Source organism: Embleya sp. NPDC059213 (assembly GCF_042754445.1).
Lineage (GTDB): Bacteria > Actinomycetota > Actinomycetes > Streptomycetales > Streptomycetaceae > Embleya.
The window spans coordinates 16,755-36,402 of record NZ_JBHZAV010000044.1; the positions used below are offsets into that span (position 1 = coordinate 16,755).

The 19,648-nt window shown below is 72.3% G+C and carries 19 protein-coding genes; 14 read left to right on the plus strand and 5 right to left on the minus strand.

Features of this window, described 5'->3' with window-relative positions; translation table 11 throughout:
* Nucleotides 1-172: 172 nt before the first annotated feature.
* Nucleotides 173-844: a snapalysin gene (gene snpA, locus ACFXMF_RS18415; RefSeq protein WP_360305561.1), complete on the minus strand. Its 672-nt coding sequence runs from the start codon at nucleotides 842-844 to the stop codon at nucleotides 173-175.
* A 229-nt stretch (nucleotides 845-1,073) separates the two neighbouring features.
* Between snpA and ACFXMF_RS18420 the strand changes: the two genes are divergently transcribed.
* Complete coding sequence (locus ACFXMF_RS18420) at nucleotides 1,074-2,057, plus strand: LysR family transcriptional regulator (RefSeq protein WP_360305559.1); 984 nt, start codon at nucleotides 1,074-1,076, stop codon at nucleotides 2,055-2,057.
* A gap of 141 nt (nucleotides 2,058-2,198) precedes the next feature.
* Nucleotides 2,199-2,846 (plus strand): methylthioribulose 1-phosphate dehydratase, encoded by a 648-nt coding sequence (gene mtnB, locus ACFXMF_RS18425; protein WP_360305557.1) that lies wholly within the window; start codon nucleotides 2,199-2,201, stop codon nucleotides 2,844-2,846.
* A gap of 102 nt (nucleotides 2,847-2,948) precedes the next feature.
* Here mtnB and mtnA read toward each other — a convergent pair whose 3' ends face one another.
* The gene (gene mtnA, locus ACFXMF_RS18430) at nucleotides 2,949-3,950 is read right to left on the minus strand and encodes an S-methyl-5-thioribose-1-phosphate isomerase (protein ID WP_360305555.1); all 1,002 of its coding nucleotides are present in this window, start codon (nucleotides 3,948-3,950) and stop codon (nucleotides 2,949-2,951) included.
* A 651-nt stretch (nucleotides 3,951-4,601) separates the two neighbouring features.
* Between mtnA and ACFXMF_RS18435 the strand changes: the two genes are divergently transcribed.
* The 8 genes from ACFXMF_RS18435 (at nucleotide 4,602) to ACFXMF_RS18470 (ending at nucleotide 13,268) form a co-directional block, all read left to right on the plus strand.
* Nucleotides 4,602-5,675, plus strand: a complete 1,074-nt coding sequence (locus ACFXMF_RS18435; protein ID WP_360305553.1) for a BMP family ABC transporter substrate-binding protein — start codon at nucleotides 4,602-4,604, stop codon at nucleotides 5,673-5,675.
* 85 nt (nucleotides 5,676-5,760) lie between these two features.
* The gene (locus ACFXMF_RS18440) at nucleotides 5,761-7,359 is read left to right on the plus strand and encodes an ABC transporter ATP-binding protein (RefSeq protein WP_379992292.1); all 1,599 of its coding nucleotides are present in this window, start codon (nucleotides 5,761-5,763) and stop codon (nucleotides 7,357-7,359) included.
* 13 nt (nucleotides 7,360-7,372) lie between these two features.
* Nucleotides 7,373-8,647, plus strand: a complete 1,275-nt coding sequence (locus ACFXMF_RS18445; RefSeq protein ID WP_379992293.1) for an ABC transporter permease — start codon at nucleotides 7,373-7,375, stop codon at nucleotides 8,645-8,647.
* Nucleotides 8,648-8,649: 2 nt separating this feature from the next.
* The gene (locus ACFXMF_RS18450) at nucleotides 8,650-9,618 is read left to right on the plus strand and encodes an ABC transporter permease (protein WP_360305547.1); all 969 of its coding nucleotides are present in this window, start codon (nucleotides 8,650-8,652) and stop codon (nucleotides 9,616-9,618) included.
* Nucleotides 9,615-10,403 carry a nucleoside phosphorylase gene (locus tag ACFXMF_RS18455; protein ID WP_360305545.1) on the plus strand — a complete coding sequence of 263 codons (789 nt, stop codon included), beginning with the start codon at nucleotides 9,615-9,617 and terminating at the stop codon, nucleotides 10,401-10,403. Before ACFXMF_RS18450 ends, ACFXMF_RS18455 begins: the two co-directional genes overlap by 4 nt.
* Nucleotides 10,400-11,773 carry an amidohydrolase family protein gene (locus ACFXMF_RS18460; protein ID WP_379992295.1) on the plus strand — a complete coding sequence of 458 codons (1,374 nt, stop codon included), beginning with the start codon at nucleotides 10,400-10,402 and terminating at the stop codon, nucleotides 11,771-11,773. The genes ACFXMF_RS18455 and ACFXMF_RS18460 overlap by 4 nt, the downstream gene beginning before the upstream one ends.
* Nucleotides 11,774-11,839: 66 nt before the next feature.
* Complete coding sequence (locus tag ACFXMF_RS18465) at nucleotides 11,840-12,454, plus strand: sulfite oxidase-like oxidoreductase (RefSeq protein WP_360305541.1); 615 nt, start codon at nucleotides 11,840-11,842, stop codon at nucleotides 12,452-12,454.
* Nucleotides 12,455-12,461: 7 nt separating this feature from the next.
* Nucleotides 12,462-13,268, plus strand: coding sequence for an FAD-binding oxidoreductase (locus ACFXMF_RS18470; protein ID WP_379992297.1), 807 nt, complete (start codon nucleotides 12,462-12,464; stop codon nucleotides 13,266-13,268).
* A gap of 69 nt (nucleotides 13,269-13,337) precedes the next feature.
* Here ACFXMF_RS18470 and mtnC read toward each other — a convergent pair whose 3' ends face one another.
* Together mtnC and ACFXMF_RS18480 are read right to left on the minus strand one after the other, a co-directional pair.
* On the minus strand, nucleotides 13,338-14,087 hold the full coding sequence (mtnC, locus tag ACFXMF_RS18475) for an acireductone synthase (protein WP_360305539.1): 750 nt from the start codon (nucleotides 14,085-14,087) through the stop codon (nucleotides 13,338-13,340).
* A complete protein-coding gene (locus ACFXMF_RS18480; protein ID WP_360305537.1) occupies nucleotides 14,084-14,665 on the minus strand; it encodes a cupin in 582 nt (193 codons plus the stop codon). Before ACFXMF_RS18480 ends, mtnC begins: the two co-directional genes overlap by 4 nt.
* A gap of 516 nt (nucleotides 14,666-15,181) precedes the next feature.
* Here ACFXMF_RS18480 and ehuB point away from each other — a divergent pair.
* From ehuB to ehuA, 4 genes are all read left to right on the plus strand, one after another.
* A complete protein-coding gene (gene ehuB / locus ACFXMF_RS18485; RefSeq protein ID WP_379989656.1) occupies nucleotides 15,182-16,120 on the plus strand; it encodes an ectoine/hydroxyectoine ABC transporter substrate-binding protein EhuB in 939 nt (312 codons plus the stop codon).
* Nucleotides 16,121-16,181: 61 nt separating this feature from the next.
* Nucleotides 16,182-16,880: an ectoine/hydroxyectoine ABC transporter permease subunit EhuC gene (gene ehuC, locus ACFXMF_RS18490; RefSeq protein ID WP_360305533.1), complete on the plus strand. Its 699-nt coding sequence runs from the start codon at nucleotides 16,182-16,184 to the stop codon at nucleotides 16,878-16,880.
* Nucleotides 16,877-17,539, plus strand: a complete 663-nt coding sequence (gene ehuD, locus ACFXMF_RS18495) for an ectoine/hydroxyectoine ABC transporter permease subunit EhuD (protein ID WP_360305531.1) — start codon at nucleotides 16,877-16,879, stop codon at nucleotides 17,537-17,539. Before ehuC ends, ehuD begins: the two co-directional genes overlap by 4 nt.
* 49 nt (nucleotides 17,540-17,588) lie before the next feature.
* On the plus strand, nucleotides 17,589-18,410 hold the full coding sequence (ehuA, locus tag ACFXMF_RS18500) for an ectoine/hydroxyectoine ABC transporter ATP-binding protein EhuA (protein ID WP_379989657.1): 822 nt from the start codon (nucleotides 17,589-17,591) through the stop codon (nucleotides 18,408-18,410).
* Between the two features lie 298 nt (nucleotides 18,411-18,708).
* On the opposite strand, the gene ACFXMF_RS18505 is transcribed toward ehuA, so the two are convergent.
* The gene (locus ACFXMF_RS18505) at nucleotides 18,709-19,572 is read right to left on the minus strand and encodes a LuxR C-terminal-related transcriptional regulator (protein ID WP_360305527.1); all 864 of its coding nucleotides are present in this window, start codon (nucleotides 19,570-19,572) and stop codon (nucleotides 18,709-18,711) included.
* Between the last annotated feature and the right edge of the window lie 76 nt (nucleotides 19,573-19,648).

Here is a 19,648-nt window from a genome sequence, read left to right on the forward strand (position 1 = left end):
GGCAACGGGTGGGTACGCCTCCCAGCCGCAAGGCAACCGCAGCCATGACCGCGAGGCCGAATGCAATGGAACGGCACCCGGCCGCCGCGGGGGGCGGTGGCCGGGTGCCGGGTCAGGGGTCGGAGCGACGTACAGGGGAGCCCGGGTGTCCGGGTGCACGTCGCCCGGGAGGTCAGGAGGCCGCTTGGGCGGCGAGCGCCGCGAGGCCGTTGCGCCAGAGCTGGTTGACCCGAGCGCGTTCCGTGGCGTTCGGGTTCGGGTTGGTGCAGGAGGTGCCGGGGCCGCCGCCGGACATCAGTTCGCTGCACGGACCCGAGTAGTGGTCCGGCAGGCCCAGCACGTGGCCGGTCTCGTGGGCGGTCACCCGGGTCGAGTTGTACTGCTGGTTCTGTCGGTAGTCGAGGAAGATGTAGCCACTGCCGTGGCCGTTCGTGCTCGCGTACGAACCACGCGAGTCGTTGCCCTCGTAGTACCGGAAGTCGGGGTTGCTGCCTTCCTGAAGGCGGACGTTGGTGACCGAGCTGTTCCAGATCTGCGCGGATTGGGCGATCTGGCTGCGGAAGGAGGGTGCGCTGGCGGCGCTGTAGGTGACGGTGACCACCGCCGCCGAGTTGCCCGCCGCGGCGCGCTTGCCCGCCACGGACTTCAGCACGGCGTCGAAGAACGCCTGGTTCTGCGCCTGGTCTTCCTGACCGGCGTATTGCGCGGAGGCACGAAGGGGGGCCGCGACTCCGTCGTTGCCGGCCGATGCGGCCGGCGCGGCGATCAGTCCGGCCGCGAGGCCGAGGCCGAGTATTGCGGTGATCACGGTCTTACGGGGGTTCCGGGGACGCACTGGGGACATGGGGGGCTCCTTGGGGTGCCGAAGACCTGTTCGGTGCGCACTGAGTCTCACCGGAGCCCGGTCCGGCCCGGATGATGACAACCGGCGATAGCACCGTCGTATCACCCCCGTTCCCGGACCGTCACCGCCCCGGCACGCATCGTGTTACGGAAGATTCACGCCCCACCCCCGGATCCCACGCCCGTCGGTGTCTGGTACGACCGCGATAGTGCGTCCTATCCTCCGCATCATGGAGCTAGAGGTGAGGCACCTCCGCGCACTGTGTGCCATCGGCGACACCGGCAGCCTGCATGCTGCGGCCCGGCTGCTCGGCATGACCCAGCCGTCCTTGACCGCGCAGCTCAGAAGAATCGAAAACGCCCTGGGCGCACCCCTGTTCGTCCGCGACCGGACCGGCAGCCGACCCACTCCACTCGGCCTCACGATGCTGCACCGGGCCCGACCCATCATGGCCGAGATGAGCGCCCTGGTCATCGACACCCAGGCCGAGGCGATCCGAACCGCCGGGCCCCACCTGCGGATCGGCGGCACCGCGAACCGGGTGATCGCCGACTGGTTGCGCCGGCTCCGGCTGCGATTGCCCACCACCGACACCTATTTGCGGGTGGACGTGTCGGCGAACACGCTGCTCGGAATGGTCGCCGCGGGTCAGCTCGACGTCGCGTTCGTGCACGAGGTCGAGGGCTTCCCGCTGCGGGTCCCGGACGGGGTGCGCGGGCGCGTACTGGTCGAGCGGGAACCGCAGTTCATCGCGATGTCGCCGGACCATCCGGCCGCGGCCGAAACCGAGGTCAAGCTGGCCGAGTTGGCCGAGGATCAGTGGATGGTCGACCCGAGCGTGGACGGCGAATGGGAGGGGTTGCGCGAGGTGTTGTCCGACGCCGGCATCAACCCCCGGATCCTGCACGGTGATTACCTCACCGCGGCGTCCCTGGTCGCGATCGGCGAGGTGGTCACGCCGTGCCAACCCACGTCCCGCCCGCGACCGGACATGGCGGTCCGGCCGCTGGCCGGCGATCCGCTCACGGTCCGGTTGTTCCTGGCCTTTCGTACCGAGAACGGTCCGGCACCGGCCCTGATCGACACCGTCTACCACGAGTTGGAGGCCGCCTACCGCGAGGCCGCGTGGCTCGCGGTGGCCTACCGGCAGCGGCTGCTGCGCGAGGACAGCCCGATCCTGCGCTACGACGGCCAGAGCCGGGCCCGGCCGTGAGCGGCGTGGCGACCCGACCCGGCGTCCGGCCGGTACCGATCCCGGATCGCCGGGGCGTGGGTGAAATGATGGCCCGATCTGCCGGTTCGACCACACTGTGAGCCGGTTCGACCGGACCGTGAGTGAACAGTGAGGACCCCCATGACGACCCCCGAAGCCGGTAACCCCGCCTCGGTCCCGGCCTCCGCGCGTGCCGCCGCCGGGGCCACCCTCGCGCGCGAGGCCGCGCGCTTCGCCGGCCTCGGCTGGATGCGCGGCACCTCCGGGAACCTGTCCGTGGTGCTCTCGCGTGAACCACTGCGCCTCGCGGTCACCGCCTCGGGCCTGGACAAGGGCGAACTGGCGGCGGACGACCTGGTCGTGGTGGACGCGGCCGGCGTACCGGTCCCCGAGGAGGCGAGCACGCCGCCGCGCCGACCGTCCGCCGAGGCCGGGCTGCACGCCCGGGTGGTGGCGCTGACCGGCGCGGGCGCGGTGTTCCACGTGCACACCGTCTCGGCGGTGCGCGCGGGTCGACGCTGGCCGGCCGGGATCGAGTTGCGCGATCTGGAGATGCTCAAGGGCATCGGCCGCTCCGCGCACGACGAGACGGTCACCATCCCGGTGATCGCCAACAGCCAGGACATGACCGAACTGGGCGATCGCCTGGAGGCCGCGCTGGTCCCCGGGGTGCCGGCCGTCGTGGTCGCCTCGCACGGGATGTACGTGTGGGGTGAGGATGCGATCCGGGCCCGCCATCACGTCGAAGTCGTGGAGTGGCTGCTGGAGTACCGCATCGCGGAGGGCTGAGCCGGCGGCGGAGCCGCGTGAGGGTTCGGCCGGGACCGGCCGGTCCGAGCACGCCTCCCGAACCGGGTCCGGGACGCGGCCGGGCCGCGTCCCGGGATCGGTTCAGGGTCGGTACTCGCGTACGCCCGTCTCGTTGACGATCGCGCTGATCAGTCGGGCCGGCGTGACATCGAAGGCCGGGTTGAAGGCGCGCGAGTCGGCCGGGGCGACGCGGATGCCGGCCACCTCCAGCACCTCGGACTCGGGCCGCTCCTCGATGGTGATCTCGTCGCCGTGCGCGGTCGCGTCGTCGAACGTGGTCAGCGGGGCCGCGACCACGAACGGGATGCCCGCGTCGGCGCAGGCCAGTGCGACGCCGACCGAGCCGATCTTGTTCGCGGTGTCGCCGTTGGCGGCGATCCGGTCCGCGCCGATCACCGCGACGTCCACCAGGCCGCGCAGGATCGCGCTCGCGGCGGCGCCGTCCGGTTGCACCAGATGGGCGATGCCCTCCTGGTCCAACTCCCAGGCGGTCAGCCGCGATCCCTGGAGCAGCGGGCGCGTCTCGTCGACGTGGACGACGTCGAGCACGCCGCGCGCGTGCAGTTCGCGGACGATGCCCAGTGCGGTCCCCCAGCCGGCGGTGGCCAGCGAGCCGGTGTTGCAGTGGGTCAGCACCCGCAGCGGGCGTCGCTCGACCCGGGACAGGATCCAGTCCGCGCCGTGCCGGCCGATCGCGTGGTTGGCCTCGACGTCCTCGCGGACCACCGCCTGCGCCTCGGCGAGCACCGCGTCCACACCCTTGGCGGCGAACGGCAACACCCGGTCCACGCCGCCGGCCAGGTTGACCGCGGTCGGCCGGGCGTCCCGGATCCGGGCGATCTCGCCGGCCAGCCGGTCCGCGTCCCAGCCCTCGCGCGTGCCCTGCAGCATGGCCACCGCGACGCCGAAGGCGCCGGCCGCGCCCAGGGCCGGTGCGCCGCGCACCGCGAGGCGACGGATCGCGTCGATCAGCGCGTCCACGTCGGTGATGTCGAGGTACACGATCCGCTGCGGCAGCGCGGTCTGGTCGAGCAGGCGCAGGGCGGTGCCGTGCCAGGCGAGCGAGCGTATCTCGGGGGCCATCGGGGGTCCTTTCCGGGCGGATGGGCGAGCGCCGGGCGAGCACGACGGCCGCGAACGTGTGCGAGGTCACCGGCTCGGCGGCACACCGCGGCGGGAGCGAGCGCATGCGGTGGCACTACGGATGCTACGTCGCCCGGCAGCACGCTTCGAACGCACTCCCGAACGACGCCCGGGATCCGGGGCGGCTGGGTGTCGGCGCGGTAACCCAATGTTCACATGGTGGACAATCGGTCCACATTATGAACAAGCGCGAGAAGTGCCTGGTGAGGGTGCTAACCTCCCCCCGAAACCAGTCGGGTGTGATCATCACATCGAGACTTGGGCTGGTGCGACCGGAAAGGAGTCGGCTGTGGCCGAAACGTGGTGTTGCGACGTACGTATCGAGTGCTGCGGCCGCTCCATGGCGTGTGACCGTCCGCCGCTTCCGCTCGACAAGCGCGGTGCCCGCGGCGTCTGCGTCCGACGCACCGGCCGCTGTCGCCGGCGCCCGTACTGACCCGATCGCGCCGACCGCCGATCGAGCGCCGCGCCTCACCGCCGCGCGCGGAACCGAGGCGCCCTCGGGCGCCGAGACCGATGGGACCGCGAGGTTCCCGTCTCCGAACCACCGACTCCGCCCCGCCGGGATCGACACTCCTCCCAAGGACACTCATGTACCGCATCACCTCCCGCCACCGCCTGGCCGTGGCCGCCGTCGTCGTCGGCACCGCACTGGCCGCCACGGCGTGCAACGCCTCCGCCGACAAGGACAAGACGCCGGCCGCCGGCGGCACCGGCGGCGGGGACTCCGCCAAGAACGTCGTGCTGGTGACGCCCGAGCCGATCGGCGTCAACGACTTCCTCAAGCTGGCCGCCACCGGCGCGCAGAACGCGGCCAAGAAGGCCGGCGGCACCGCGAGCATCCTGGAGAGCAAGGACACCAGCGCGATCCAGCAGAACGTGGAGGCCGCGGTCCGCCAGAAGCCCTCCGTCGTGGTCGCCGTCGGCTTCGAGTTCGCCGACGTGCTGGCCCAGCAGGCCGAGGCCAACCCGAAGCAGCAGTTCCTCTTCGTCGACTCGTGCACGAGCAAGCCGTACCCGAACATCACCTGCGCGACCTTCCGCGAGCACGAGGGCACCTACCTCGCCGGCGCCGAGGCGGGCCTGCTGACCAAGAGCGGCAAGGTCGGCGCCGTGGTCGCGCTGGACAGCCCGCAGATCCGCCGCTTCTCCGACCCGTTCGCCGCGGGCGCCAAGCAGACCAACCCGGCGAGCGCCTTCACCCAGCTCTTCGTCGGCGGCCAGAAGCCGTTCAACGACCCGGCGCGGGCCAGCGAGCAGACCGCGTCGCTCAAGGCCAAGGACGTCGACCAGATCATGGGCGCCGCCTCCGCCGCGGGCAACCTCGGCGTGTTCAGCGCGGCCAAGGCCGCGGGCGTGCAGGCATACGGCGTCGACGTCAACCAGTGCTCGGCGGCGCCGGGCACGGTCGTGGACAACGTGATCAAGCGCACCGACATCGCGGTCGAGAAGGGCGTCGAGCAGATCGCCGCCGGCAAGCCCGGCGGCGTCACCTCGTACGGCCTCAAGGAGGGCGGCATCACGCTCACCGGCATGGAGCCCGGCCTGGAGACCTCGCAGTGCCTGATCGCCCAGCACCCGGACGTGCTCAAGACCGTGCTGAGCCTGCGCGACCAGATCGTCGCGGGCGGCATCACCGTGACCGACCCGGCCGCCGCCAAGTAGGACCGCCGCGCCGGGGTGGGGGCCGCGGACCCGACACCGGCGAACGCCCGTCCCGTTTCGCCCCTTTCGACCGGAGAGACGCCCGATGAACGATCAGCACGCCGCCGCCCCCGGTGACATCGCCGAGGTCGAGATGCGCGGCATCGTCCGGCGTTTCCCCGGCGTGCTGGCCAACGACCGGGTCGACCTGCGGGTCGCCGGCGGCGAGATCCACGCGGTGATGGGCGAGAACGGCGCGGGCAAGTCGACGCTGATGTCGATCCTGTACGGCCTGCAACGCCCGGACGCCGGCCGCATCCTGCTGCGCGGCACCGAGCACTCCTTCGGCTCGCCCGTGCAGGCGATCGCGGCCGGACTGGGCATGGTCCACCAGGGCTTCAAGCTCTTCCCCTCGCTGACCGTCACGGAGAACGTGGTCTACGGCAGCGAACCCACCCGGCGCGGCCTGGTGGATCGGGCCGCCGCCCGGGCCCGGGTCGCCGAACTGGTGGACACGCACGGGCTGCACGTACCGCCGGACGCCCGGGTCGCGGACCTGCCGGTCGGGGTGCAGCAGCGGGTGGAGATCCTCAAGCTGCTCTACCGCGACGCGCGCGTGTTGATCCTGGACGAGCCCACCGCCGTGTTGACCCCGGCCGAGGCGGACCGGCTGCTGGAGGTGATCCGCGGCCTGGCCCGTTCCGGCCGCACGATCCTGCTGGTCACCCACAAGTTGGGCGAGGTGATGGCGGTCAGCGACCGGGTCACGGTGCTGCGCGACGGCCGGGTCACCGCCCGGCTGGCCACCGCCGAGACCACGCCCGCCGAGATCGCGCTGGCGATGACCGGCCGCCGGATCGATCTGGACCGCATGCACCCGGCCGGCACCCCCGCCGCCGACGTGCTCGACGTGCGCGGCCTGACCGTGTCCGCCGGACGCGGTGCCAAGCCGCTGGTCGAGGACGTGTCGCTGCGCGTGCGCGCGGGCGAGATCGTCGGCGTGGCGGGCGTGGCCGGCAACGGGCAGAGCGAACTGGTCGAGGCGCTGGCCGGGTTGCGCCCGATCGACGCGGGCCGGGTGCTGGTGGCCGGGCAGGACGTCGGCGCCGCCTCGGTGGCGCAGCGCCGGCACGCGGGCCTGGCCTACGTGCCCGAGGACCGGGCCGGCGTCGGCGCCGCCCGCGACGCCTCGCTGGCCGACAACCTGGCGATGGGCTTCCACCGCACCCCGGCGCTGGCCGGTCGGGGCGGCTTCCTGCGCCGCGCGGCGATCCGCGCACACGCCGCGAAGGTGATCGAACGTTTCGGCGTCAAGGCCGCCTCGTCGGCCGTCACCATCGGCACGCTGTCCGGCGGCAACCAGCAAAAGGCCATCCTGGGCCGAGAGATCACCCACGACGCGCCGCTGCTCCTGGTCGAGCAGCCCACTCGCGGTGTGGACATCGGCTCGATCGAGAACATCCACGCGCGCCTGGTCGAGTATCGCGACGCCGGCCACGGCGTACTGCTGGTCTCCGCCGAGTTGAGCGAGATCCTCGCGCTGTCGGATCGGGTCCTGGTGATGTACGAGGGCCGGATCGTCGCCGAGTTGCCGCGCGCCGAGGCGGACGTGCACACGATCGGCCTGGCCATGGCGGGCGGCGGCCCGGCCCGGCCCGACGACGACACCCGCCCCACCGCAACGACCACCGCCCACCAGGCCTGACGGGTTATCAGATATGACTGCCAGCAAGGCCGGTACGGCCATCGAGCATCCATCGGGTCCGGCCGCACGGTGGGCGCTGCACGTGCGCGGCGCCGTGTTCTCCCCGGTCACCGTCTCCATCGTGGCCGCGCTGATCCTGGGCGCGATCATCCTGGCCGGCACCGGCGCCGATCCGCTGAGCGCGTACGGCTCGGTGCTCACCGGGGCGTTCGGCTCCGAGGGCATCGGCGACACGCTCGGCGAATGCATCCCCATCGTCGGCCTCGCGCTCGCGCTGGCCATCCCGCTGCGCGCGGGCCTGGTCAACCTCGGCGGCGACGGCCAACTGGTGCTGGGCGGCCTGGCCGCCGTCTCGGTCGGCCTGTACTCGCCCTTCCCCGGCGCGATCACCGTGATCCTGGCGCTGCTCGCGGGCATGCTCGCGGGTGGCCTGTGGGCCGCGCTCGCCGCCGTCCTGGAGACCCGCTGCGGGGTGCCGCTGCTGGTCAGCAGCCTGTTGCTGAGCTACCCCGCGATGTCGTTCGTGTCCTACATGGTGCGCTTTCCGCTGCTCCAGAAGGGCTCCGGCATCCCGCAGACCGACCGACTGCCCGAGGGCGTCAAGCTGCCCGAGTTCGCCGCCGGATCCGGTGCGGGCACCGGGGTCAGCGTGGGCATCGTGCTGATCGTGCTGGCCGCGGTGGTCTACTTCGTGGTCGACCATCGCACCGCCGCCGGCTACGAGGTGCGGATGACCGGCCTGGGCGCGCGCTTCGCCGGTTACGCCGGCGTGGACCGCGCCCGGCTCACCCTGCGGCTGATGTTCGCGTCCGGGTCGCTGGCCGGCCTGGTCGGCGCGATCACCGTGCTCGGCTTCCCGTACCGGATGGTCGACGGCGCGCTGACCACGCCCGGCTACACCTGGACCGGTCTGCTCGCCGCGCTGCTGGCCGCCGCGTCCCCGCTGGGCACGGTCGCCGCCGGGTTCTTCTTCAGCGCGCTGACCATCGGCGGCTTCGGCATGGAACAGGAGACCGCGGTGCCGCAGCAGCTCACCGCCGTGCTCCAGGCGGTGGTGATCCTCTTCCTCGCGGTGCGCGGCGGCATCTTCCGCAAGGGTGGTTGGTTGCACCGGCTCGGCCGAGGACCCGACGGCGCGGCCGCGCCACCACCGGACCTCGAAACCGGCGTGCTCGAACCCGCAGTACCGGAAGCCGCAGTACCGGAAGCCGCAGTACCGGAAGCCGCAGTACTCGACACCGGCGTCGCCGGGCCGCCCGCCCCCGCGCGCGGCGACGGAGGTAAGTGACCATGTCCTTCGACGCCGAACTGATCTTCTCCGCGCTGCGCGCGCTCACCCCGATCCTGTTCGCCGCCCTCGGCGGCGCGCTGTGCGAGCGCGCCGGCGTGTTCAACGTGTCGCTGGAAGGCACCATGCTGATCGGCTGCTTCGCGGCCGTCACCGGCAGTTGGTTCGGCGGCAGCGTCTGGGTCGGGGTGATCTCGGCGGTGCTCGCCGCGATGGTCTTCTCGCTGCTGCTCGCCATCGGCGCGGTCACGCTGGGCGCGGACGCGGTGGTGCTGTGCATCGCGCTGAACCTGCTCGCCGTGGGCCTGACCGGCTTCCTGCTGCGCACCGTCTTCGGCAAGCAGGGCACCTTCGGCGACCCGGACCTCAAGGGCCTGCAACCGGTCGACATCCCCGGCCTGGAGTCGGTGCCCTTCCTGGGCCGCGCGTTGTCCGGCCACTCGCCGCTGGTGTACCTGTCCTGGGTCGCCGTCGCGGTGATCGCCGTGCTGCTGTCCCGACACCCGTGGGGCGTGCGGCTGCGCGGCGTCGGCGAGGCGCCGGAGGCCGCCCAGTCGCTCGGCGTCAGCGTCGCCCGCTACCGCTACGCCGCGATCCTGACCTCGGGCGCGCTGTGCGGGCTGGCCGGCGCGCAGCTCGCGCTGGGCAACGTGACCCTGTTCTCCGAGAACATGACCGCGGGTCGCGGCTGGATCGCCGTGGTCGCGGTGATGCTCGGACGCGCACTGCCGATCGGCGTGCTGCTCGCGGGCATCCTGTTCGGCCTGGTCGAGGCGGTCGGCTTCCGGCTCCAGGGCGAGGGCATGCCGCAGCAGGCCGCCGATGCCGCGCCGTACGTGATGACCCTGGTCGCGCTGTTCCTGGCCACCCGCTCGCGCGCCCGCCGCGGCGCCGCGCCCCCGGGCCGGCTCACCGGCCGCATCCCCCGTCCTCGCCGATTCGCCCGCACCACCTCGGAGCCCCAGTCATGAGCAGCGCCACCCGCCCGGCCGTCCTGCCGATCACGAAAATACCCAGCAGCGGACTGCCCGCCCACGCCCTGGTCGTCGGCGACCCGGCGCGCGCCGCACTGGTCGCCGAACGGCTGGAGGACGCGCGGCGGATCGGCGCCAACCGCGAGTACGTCAGCTACGCGGGCAGTTGGCGCGGCGTACCGGTCGTGGTGTCCTCGCACGGCGTGGGTGGCCCGGGCGCGGTGTGCCTGTTCGGCGAACTGGCCGAGGCGGGGGTGCGTACCTTCATCCGGCTCGGCACGGCGGGCGCGATGGCGCGCGGCGTGGGCGACGGCGACCTGGTGGTGGCCACCGCCGCGGTCCGCGACGACGGGGTGACGCAGCAGTTGGTCCCGGCCGAGTTCCCGGCCTTTGCCACGCCCGAGGTGGTCCTGGCGCTCGACGGCGCGGCCCGCGCGCACGCCGCGCCGCATCACCGGGGCGTGGTGTGGACCCGGGCGGCGTTCATGCCGGGTGTGCTGGAGTTGCCGATGAAGCCGTACCAGGCGGCCGGCGTGCTGGCGATCGAGATGGAGTTGTCCGCGCTGCTGGTGTTCGCCGCGCTGGGCGGGCACCGGGCGGGCGGCGTGCTGGTCGTGGACGGGATCGCGGCCGACGACCTGGTCGACGAGTCCGGCGGCTCGACCTACGACCCGCACCGGCAGGTGGTCGCCGAGGGTGTCGAGCGCGGTGTCGTGGTGGCGCTGGACGCGCTGTACCGACTGGCCCTGGACGAGGCCGGCGAGGCGGCGGACCGGGCGTGATCGACCTGCTCGTCACCGGCGGCGCGGTGCTCACCGCGGACGCCGCCGACACGTACCTGCCCGACGGCGCGGTCGCGATCGCGGCCGGCCGGATCGTCGAGGTCGGCTCGGCGGCCGAGTTGGGCGCGCGCCATCCGGCGGCGCCGACCCTGGACGCGCGCGGGTGCCTGGTGTTGCCCGGGCTGGTCAACGCGCACGCGCACTCGGCGATGACGCTGTTCCGGGGGCGGGCCGACGACGTCGACCTCCAGGTGTTCCTGGAGCGGCTGGTGGCCGCCGAGAGCGCGGTGCTGACCGCCGAGGTGGTGCGCGCCGCGGTGCGGTTGGCGCTGGCCGAGTCGATCCGGGCGGGGGTGACCACCGCGATGGACATGTACTGGTTCCCCGAGGCGGGGCTGGCCGCCGCCGCCGAGGCGGGTTTTCGGCTGGTCACCGGGCCCACCTTCATGGATGTGCCCGGGCCGCCGGACGGTCTCGACTTCGCCGCGCGCCTGCGCCGGGCACCCGGGTTGCTGACCCGTTCGGCGACTCGCTGCGTGACCCCGCACAGCACCTACACGCTGAACCCGGACCAGTTGCTCGCGGTCGCCGAACTGGCCCGCGAGCACGACGCGTTGTTGCACATCCACGCGGCCGAGAACGCGGTCGAGACGGAGACCGTACGCCGTCGGTACGGCCGCCGTCCGGTGGAACTCCTGCACGATCTGGGACTGTTGCGTCCGGGCACGCTGCTGGCACACGCGGTGCACCTGACCGACGAGGAGATCGCGCTGATCGCCGCCTCCGGCGCGGGCGTGGCGCACTGTCCGGTCTCCAACCTCAAGCTCGCCTCCGGCGTGGCCCGGTTGCCCGAGTTGCTGGCCGCCGGCGTGCCGGTGGGCCTGGGCACCGACGGCGCGGTCAGTGCCAACGCGCTGGACCTGTTCGGCCCGATCCGCGCCGCCGCCACGCTGCACCGGGTCTCCCCCGGCGCCGCGCCCGATCCGACCCTGATCGGCGCCCGCACCGCGGTCCGGATGGCCACCGCGGACGGCGCCCGGGCGATCGGGCTCGGCGCGCTGACCGGGTCGATCGAGGTCGGCAAGGCGGCCGACCTGGTCGTACTGGACCTGAACCGGGCGCACCTGACGCCCCGGCACGACCCGTGGTCGATGCTCGCCTACGCGGCCGGCCCCGCCGATGTGCGGGACACGGTGATCGAGGGCCGGATCGTGCTGCGCGACCGGCGACTGCTTACGATCGACGAGGGCGCGGCGATCGAGGAGCTGAACACCCTCGCCGCCACGCTGCCGAACCCGTCCGGTCGAGCGAATCGGGATCCCGACGTGACCGACACCGGCTCGACGCCCTCGCCGGCGATCCCGGCATGAGCGCGGAGGTATCGAGATGAGTGCGACCGAGACGAATGCGGTCGAGACGAGTGCGAAGGCATCGACATGAGTTCCACGACCCGCGGCTTCGTCGGTCGGCACACCGCCGCCGAGCGCGACCCGCGACTGCCCCCGGGGCAGTACGACGCACACCGTGACTTCCCGGTGCTCTCCGCCGAGGTCACCCCCGAACTCGCGCCCGCCGACTGGTCGTTCCGGATCGACGGGCTGGTCGACCGGCCGCGCGCGTGGGACTGGGAGCAGGCACGCGAGTTGCCGCGCGAGACCTACGACGGACCGATCCACTGCGTCACGTCCTGGTCCAAGCTGAGCACCGACTTCACGGGCATCGCGCTGGACACGTTCCTGGCCGAGGTCGCGCCGAGGTCGAGCGCCACCCACGCGGTGGCGTACTCGCACACCGGCTACACCACCAACCTCACGCTCGCCGACCTGACCGGCGGCCGGGCCTGGATCGCGTTCGACTTCGAGGGCGCGCCGCTGACTCCGGCGCACGGCGGGCCCGCCCGGCTGCTGGTGCCGCATCTGTACTTCTGGAAGAGCGTCAAGTGGATCGCGGGCCTGCGCCTGCTCGACCACGACGAACCGGGGTTCTGGGAGGTCAACGGCTATCACCATCGTGGTGATCCGTGGGCGGAGGAGAGGTATTCCGGTGACTGAGGCGACCGTGGCGACGGCCGGGACGGCGAGCGGGGCGGCCGGGTCCGGTGCGCCGCCGATTCCCGCGTTCGCCGCGCCCGGCCGGGCCGCGCCGAGTCTGCGCGGGAAGGTGGACTGGCAGCCGGCGACCGTGGTCGAGGTGCGCCGCGAGACGCCCAACGCGGTCACCGTCCGGCTCGCGCTGCCGGTATGGCACGCGCACGTCGCGGGCCAGCACTACATGTTGCGCCTGACCGCCGCCGACGGCTACACCGCCCAGCGGCACTACTCGGTCGGCTCGGCGCCGGACGACGAGGGACACGTCGAGTTCACCGTCGACCGGGTGCCGGGCGGCGAGGTGTCCGGGTTCGTGCACGACGTGGCCCGGGTGGGCGACGTGCTGGAGGTGCGCGGCCCGCTCGGCGGGTTCTTCGCGTGGCCGGGCGACCGGCCGGCACTGCTGGTGGCCGGCGGCTCCGGGCTGGTCCCGCTGATGGCCATGGTCCGGCACCGGCGCCGGCGTCGATCGACCGTGCCGCTGCGCCTGGTGGCCTGTGCCCGCACCCCGCAAGACCTGTTGTACGCGGGCGAGTTGGCTCCGCTGCCGGGCGAGGAGCACACCGTGCTGTACAGCCGGGCGGCGCCGGCCGGGTATCCGCATCCGGTGGGCCGGCTGGACGCGCGGGCGATCGCGCCGCATGCGGCGGCGGTGCTCGCGGACGAGCGCTACGAGGTGTTCGTCTGTGGCTCGACCGGTTTCGCGGAGCACGCGGGGCGGTTGCTCACCGCCGCGGGGGTGCCGACGTCGCGGATCCGGGTGGAGCGGTTCGGCTGAGCGCGGTCGGTGGCACCAACCTCGGTGCCACCGACCGCGCTTCGGCCTTGTCCGCCCGCACGGGCGGGCTCAGGAGTCGCGCAGGATCGGGCGGTCGCCGCTCAGATCCAGGCGGGCGAAGGTCGCCGTCTCCGGGTGGTCGCCCACGCCCCGGTCGTAGTACGGCTCGTTCGCGTCGGGGCGACGCACGCCGATCGTCCACCAGCCGGCCTCGCGCGCCGCGTCCAACTCCTCGACCAGGTCGGACAGGAAGACCAGACGTTCCGGTCGCGGCTCGCCGATCATCGCCGCGATCGCGCGGTACGAGTCGGCCACCCGCTTGGGGCCGGCGTTCTCGGTGTCGAAGTGGCCGGAGAACAGCGGCAACAACGAACCCTCCGGCGAACTGCCGAACCACGCGCGCTGCGCGGCCACCGAGCCGGACGAGAAAATGTACAGCCGGTGCCCCGCCGCGTGCCACGCGCGCAGCGCCGGGATCGCGTCCGGGTAGAAGTGCGAGGTCAGTTCGCCGGACGCGAAGCCCTCGGCCCAGATCAGGCCCTGGAGCGCCTTGAGCGGGGTGACCTTCTCGTCCCGGTCGAGCCAGCCGTCGAGCGCCTCGACGATGCGCTTGGTGTCCGCGTCCGGCTCGCCGATCAGGGCGCGGACGCCCTCCGCCGCGCGCGCCACGTCCGGGTGGTCGCCGTGCTCGTCCAGCCAACGGGCGAAGTGCACGCGGGAGTACGGGTAGAGCTGCTCCGTGATGAAGCCGGTGGCGCTGGTGGTGCCCTCGATGTCGACGACGACCGTCAGCGGTGTGGTGGCGGTGCCCTCGCTCACGCCGCGTACCCGGCCCAGATCTGGTCGAAGTCGGGGAAGCGGGAGGAGATCGGGTCGCCGGTGAAGTCGCCGATCCAACCGTCCTCGTCGTGGAAGAAGCGGATCGCGGCGACCGAGGGCTCGACGCCCATGTCGAACCAGTGGGTGATGCCCTTGGGCACCGAGAGCAGGTCGCCCGCCTCGCACAGCACGGCGTGCACGCGGCCGGCGATGTGCAGGTAGAAGATGCCCGCGCCCTCGACGAAGAAGCGCACCTCGTCGTCGTCGTGGGTGTGCTCGGTGAGGAACTTGGCCCGCGCGCCGGCGGCCTTGGCCGGCCACTCCGGGTCGTCCGAGGGCTGGAGGCGAATCACGTCGACCTGGATGTAGCCCTCGGCGGCGGTGATCCGGTCCACCTCGGTTCGATACGCCGCGATCACCTCGTCCTGCGTCGCGCCGTCGGGCAGCTCGACGTCGGCCGTCCAGCGCTCGAAACGCACGCCGATCGGCTTCAGGGCACTCGCGATCTCGGCCGGGTCCGAGGTGCGCAGGATCGACTCGGCGGCGTCGGTCTCGGGCCAGACGGTCAGCAAGGACATGGCGTCCCTCCTTGGCTACTGAATCGGGGCGGGCTCCCCGGGCGCTGGGTCCTCGTTCGCCTTCGGGTGCGAAAGCGATCGTGAACGATCCCAAAACTACCGTCTCGACCCGTTCCGGCCGAGGGCGCGGTCACCCTCCGAGACGACTTTGCCCGCCCTGCCGGGCCCGCCGGCCGTCACGTCCGAATAACGAACGCGGCCGGTCACGGGCTCCGCCGAGGACGCCGGCCACCTCGGGTATCCGGCAAGTCGGACACCAGTCGTGATGCATTCGTGACAATCGGCCGCTCCGGCCACAGGGCGATCACGAAACGGCCGTTCGGGTTTGCCCGACTCTTTGTCGGCCGGTGTCGGATCGGCCTAGGGTCGCCACTTCGCACCACCGGGTCCGGCTCGCTTCCGGGCGCCGACTCCGACCGTTTCGGCCCCGCGTCGACGGCTCTCGGGGTCGAGGCTCTCGCAGCGACGGCCGCGGCGGGGCGTGCCCTGTCCCCTGCGGAAGGAGCTGACCGCGTTTTGCGTGCCGTCGATGCCAGACCCCGACCCGGTCCCGGACTCTCCCGCCGCGGTCTGCTGCGCGGCGTCGGAGCCGTCGGCTTGGCGGTGACCGCGGCCGGCACCGCCGCCGCGTGCAGCCGAGTGGACCTGAACGACGAACCGGGCGGCGGTACGTTGCTGCACCGACTGCGCAAGCGGGGCTCGGTCCGCATCGGGTTCGCCAACGAGGCGCCCTACAGCTTCCTCGACAAGGACGCCGAACTCGCCGGTGAGGCAGCCGAGTTGGCCAAGGCGATCTTCGATCGTCTGGGCGTGCGCCGGATCGAGCCGGTGCCCTCCGACTTCGGCGCGTTGATCCCGGGCCTGCGGGCGGGCCTGTTCGACATCGTCGGCGCCGGCATGTCCATCACTCCCGCACGGTGTGCGCAAGTGTTGTTCACCGACCCCGAGTTCGATGCGGCCGAAGCGTTCCTGGTACCCAAGGGCAACCCGCGCGGACTGGCCACCATGGCCGATGTGGCCGCGAATTCGAATGTCCGGCTGGGCGTCCTGCTCGGCGCGGTCGAGGCGGACGTGGCCGAACGAAGCGGCGTACCCGGCGCCCGGATCACCCGGTTCGCCGACCAGCCCAGTGCGTTCGACGGGATGATCGGCGGCCGGGTGGACGCGGTCGCGCTCACCTCGATCTCGCTGAACTGGGGCCTGCAGCAGCGCAAACACGCCGACCTGGAGGTCACCGCGCCGTATCGGCCGGTCGTCGACGGCCGGCCGATCACGGCCGCCGCGGGTGCGTTCGCGGTGACGCCGGATCAGACGGACTTCGTCGCGGCCTTCGATCGGGAATTGCACAAGCTTCGGGACAGTGGCGAACTGCTGCGCATCCAGCGGCCGTTCGGCTTCACCGAGGCCGATATTCCGGCGCCGGAGCTGACCGCGCAACGGGTGTGTGCGGCATGAGCGAGGGCAACCGCGCCGGCTCGCGCAGACCACCCGCCCGTTCCCGATCGGAGGCCGCCGGATGACGTCCGGGCAACTCGACCTGTTGTTGCACGGTGCGCTGAACACCGTCTACCTCACGCTGGGCGGCGGGGCACTCGGCCTGCTCCTGGCGCTGGCCGCCGGGCTGGCCCGATGCAGCGAGCATCGGCTGCCCCGGCTGCTCGGCGCCTGCTACGTGGAGGTCTTCCGCGGCCTGCCCACCCTGGTGCTGGCCTTCTGGTTCGTCTTCGTGGTCCCGGTCCTGGGTTGGCAGTTGCACCCGATGTGGGCCGGCATGCTGGCGCTCGGCCTGAACATCGGCGCGTATGCCGCCGAGGTGGTGCGCGGCGCGATCCAGGCGGTGCCGGCCGCGCAGATCGAGGCCGCGATCGCCCTCAACTTCACCCGCGCCCAGCGCATCCGCCGGGTGTTGCTGCCCCAGGCGTATCGGGCCATGCTCCCGCCGCTGGGCAACAACCTGATCGAGTTGCTCAAGATGTCCGCCGTGGTGTCGATCGTGTCCATCCCGGATCTGACCTTCAACGCCCAACTCATCCGGATGTCCTCGGGTGAGACCACCCTGGTGTTCACCGGCCTGCTGTTCGGCTACGCGCTGATCGCGCTGGTACTGATCACGCTGATCCGCGCGCTGGAACGGCACGCCGTGCGCTCGCTCGGCCGCACACCCGAGCCGGGGCCGCTGCAACGGCTGCTGCGGCGTGCGGAGGTGGCCCGATGAGTTGGGATTGGGACTACGCGTGGGAGATCGTCCCGGATCTGTGGTCCGGCATGCTGGTCGCACTCCAGGCCACCGCGTACGGCTACGTGTTGGCCCTCGTACTGGGCCTGGTGTTCGCGCTGTTGCGGCGCAGCCCCACCCGCTGGGTGTCCGTACCGGTCGCGCTGATCTGCGAACTGATCCGCTGTACCCCGCTGTTGGTGCAGTTGTTCTTCATGTTCTACGTACTGCCCACGATCGGGATCGATTGGGCACCGCTGACCGTCGGCGCGTTGACCCTGGGCATCCACTACGCGACGTACGTGTCCGAGGTCTACCGCGCGGGCATCGAGGGGGTGCCGGTCGGCCAGTGGGAGGCGGCCGTGGCACTGCACCTGCCGCGCCGGCGGGTGTGGACGTCGGTGATCCTGCCGCAGGCGGTGCCGCGGGTGTTGCCGGCGCTGGGCAACTACCTGCTCTCGATGTTCAAGGACACACCGCAGTTGATCGCGATCACCGTGGTGGAGGTCTTCTCCACCGCCCGCGAACTCAACGCGGAGACCTTCCGCACGCTGGAGCCGTTCACCGTCGCCGGCGTCTTCTATCTCGTCGTCACGTTGGTGATGTCCGCGCTGTTGCGGCTGGTCGAGCGGCGGTTCGGGCGGGTGCGCGCGACCTGACGCCCCGCGAACGCACGGACCACCCGGCTCGACGTTGGAGGAACACACGATGACCCAGACCCAGGCGGCGCCGACGCCCCCGGCGGACCAGGCACCACCCACCGACCTGATCACCTTCGACCGGGTGGGCAAACGCTTCGGCGACAACGTGGTGCTCGACGACCTGTCGTTCGGCGTGCGCGCCGGCGAGCGGGTCACCCTGATCGGGCCCAGCGGTTCCGGCAAGACCACCATCCTGCGGATGCTCATGACGCTGGCCCGGCCGGACACCGGGGTGATCGAGGTCGGCGGTGAACCACTCTTCCACGAGCGGCGCGAGGGGAATCTGGTACCCGCGTCGGAGCGGCACATCCGGGCCATCCGCAGTCGGATCACCATGGTCTTCCAACAGTTCAACCTGTTCCCGAACATGCGGGTGCTGCGCAACGTCACCGAGGCGCCGATCCGCGTACACGGCGTCTCGACGGAGGAGGCCGAGGCCCGCGCCGCCGACCTGCTCGAACTGGTCGGCCTGCGCGACAAGTTGTCCGCCTACCCGGCCCAGCTCTCCGGCGGTCAACAACAACGGGTGGCCATCGCCCGGGCGTTGGCCGTCGAGCCGGACATCCTGCTGCTCGACGAGGTCACCTCCGCACTCGACCCCGAACTCGCCGCCGAGGTCCTGGACGTGCTGCGCGAGGTGGCCCACACCACCGACGTCACCATGCTCTGCGTCACCCACGCCATGCGCTTCGCCCGCGACGTCTCCGACCGGGTCCTGATGTTCTCCGACGGCAAAATCATCGAATCGGGCCCCCCGGATTCCCTCCTCACCACCCCGACCCACGAACGCACCCAACGCTTCCTCAAATCCGTCCTCGCCGAATCCTGACCCCACCCCACCCGCCGAACGAGAGACCCACCAGCACACCGGAAGACTCCGGTTCCGAACCGGAGAACGCCGCCGAGAAGCCCACCAAGCTGCAAGCCCAATCCGAGCACGTACTCGACTCCACCCGCCGAGGCACAGGCAGCGCCGGAAGCCGCACGACGGCCGACGTCCACGACCCCACCGATCCCACCCGTCCCGCGTTCGAGGACAAGCCCGGCCGCGGGTCGGGGCGCGCTCGCCCACCGCACGGAGGTCCCGCCCGTCCGGGAGGGCTTCCCGTCCTCGGCCGACCCGCCGGTTACGGCAGATAGCCGCCCGCGCGCGCCGCGACGACCGCCTCGACCCGGTTGTGCACGTCCAGTTTCCGCATCGCCGAGCGCAGGTAGCTCTTCACCGTCTCCGCCCCCACCCCCAACGTCTGCCCCACCTCCGCGTTGCTCCGACCCACCGCGACCAGCGCCAGCACGTCCGTCTCCCGGGGTGTCAGCCGCACTCCGGCCGCCGCGCTCCCGGGCCCGCCGAGGCCACCCGTATCCCCGCCGGAGGCGCCCGCGGTGCGCGCCAACCGGCCACACACCTCCCGCAACCGCTCCCCCAGCCCGGGATCCGTCGCGGCCCCGGCCAGCGCCAACAGCTCGGCATACGCCAACCGGATCTCCGACGCCGCCCACCCCGGCAGCTCCGCCGCCTGCGCCATGCGTTGCTCGACCTCGCGCGCGACCGCGATCTCGTGCCCGGCGTCACGCGCCGCGTCGCAGGCCGTCGTCAGGATCCCGTCGCCGAAGTCGCACGGCCGACGCAGCGCCCCGTACAACACCGCCGCCACCTCGCGCCCCGCGAGCACCGGCACCGCGAACACCGCCCGCACCCCCTCGGTGGTGACCGCCCGGTCGTACTCGTGGCTGATCGCCGACGCCGCGACATAGTCGACCACCCGGATCGGCCGCCGCGTGGTGATCGCCTTGCCGCCCACCCCGGTCCCGGCGACCACCGTCAGCCCCGCCAACACGCGCGTCGAGGTCCCGCTCAGATACGAGATCACCAGCCGATCGCCCACGTCGGGACACGGACCCGCGAACGCGACGTCCACCCCGGTCCGCGCCCGAAACCGCTCGACGGCACGACCCACCGGATCGCCGACCGATCCCGCGCCCTGGCTCATGGCTCCTCCGTGTCCTCGGCCCGGGGTCGGCTCGCGTCCACCCGGCACGAACGGCACGCCCCGGCCGCAAGGGAAA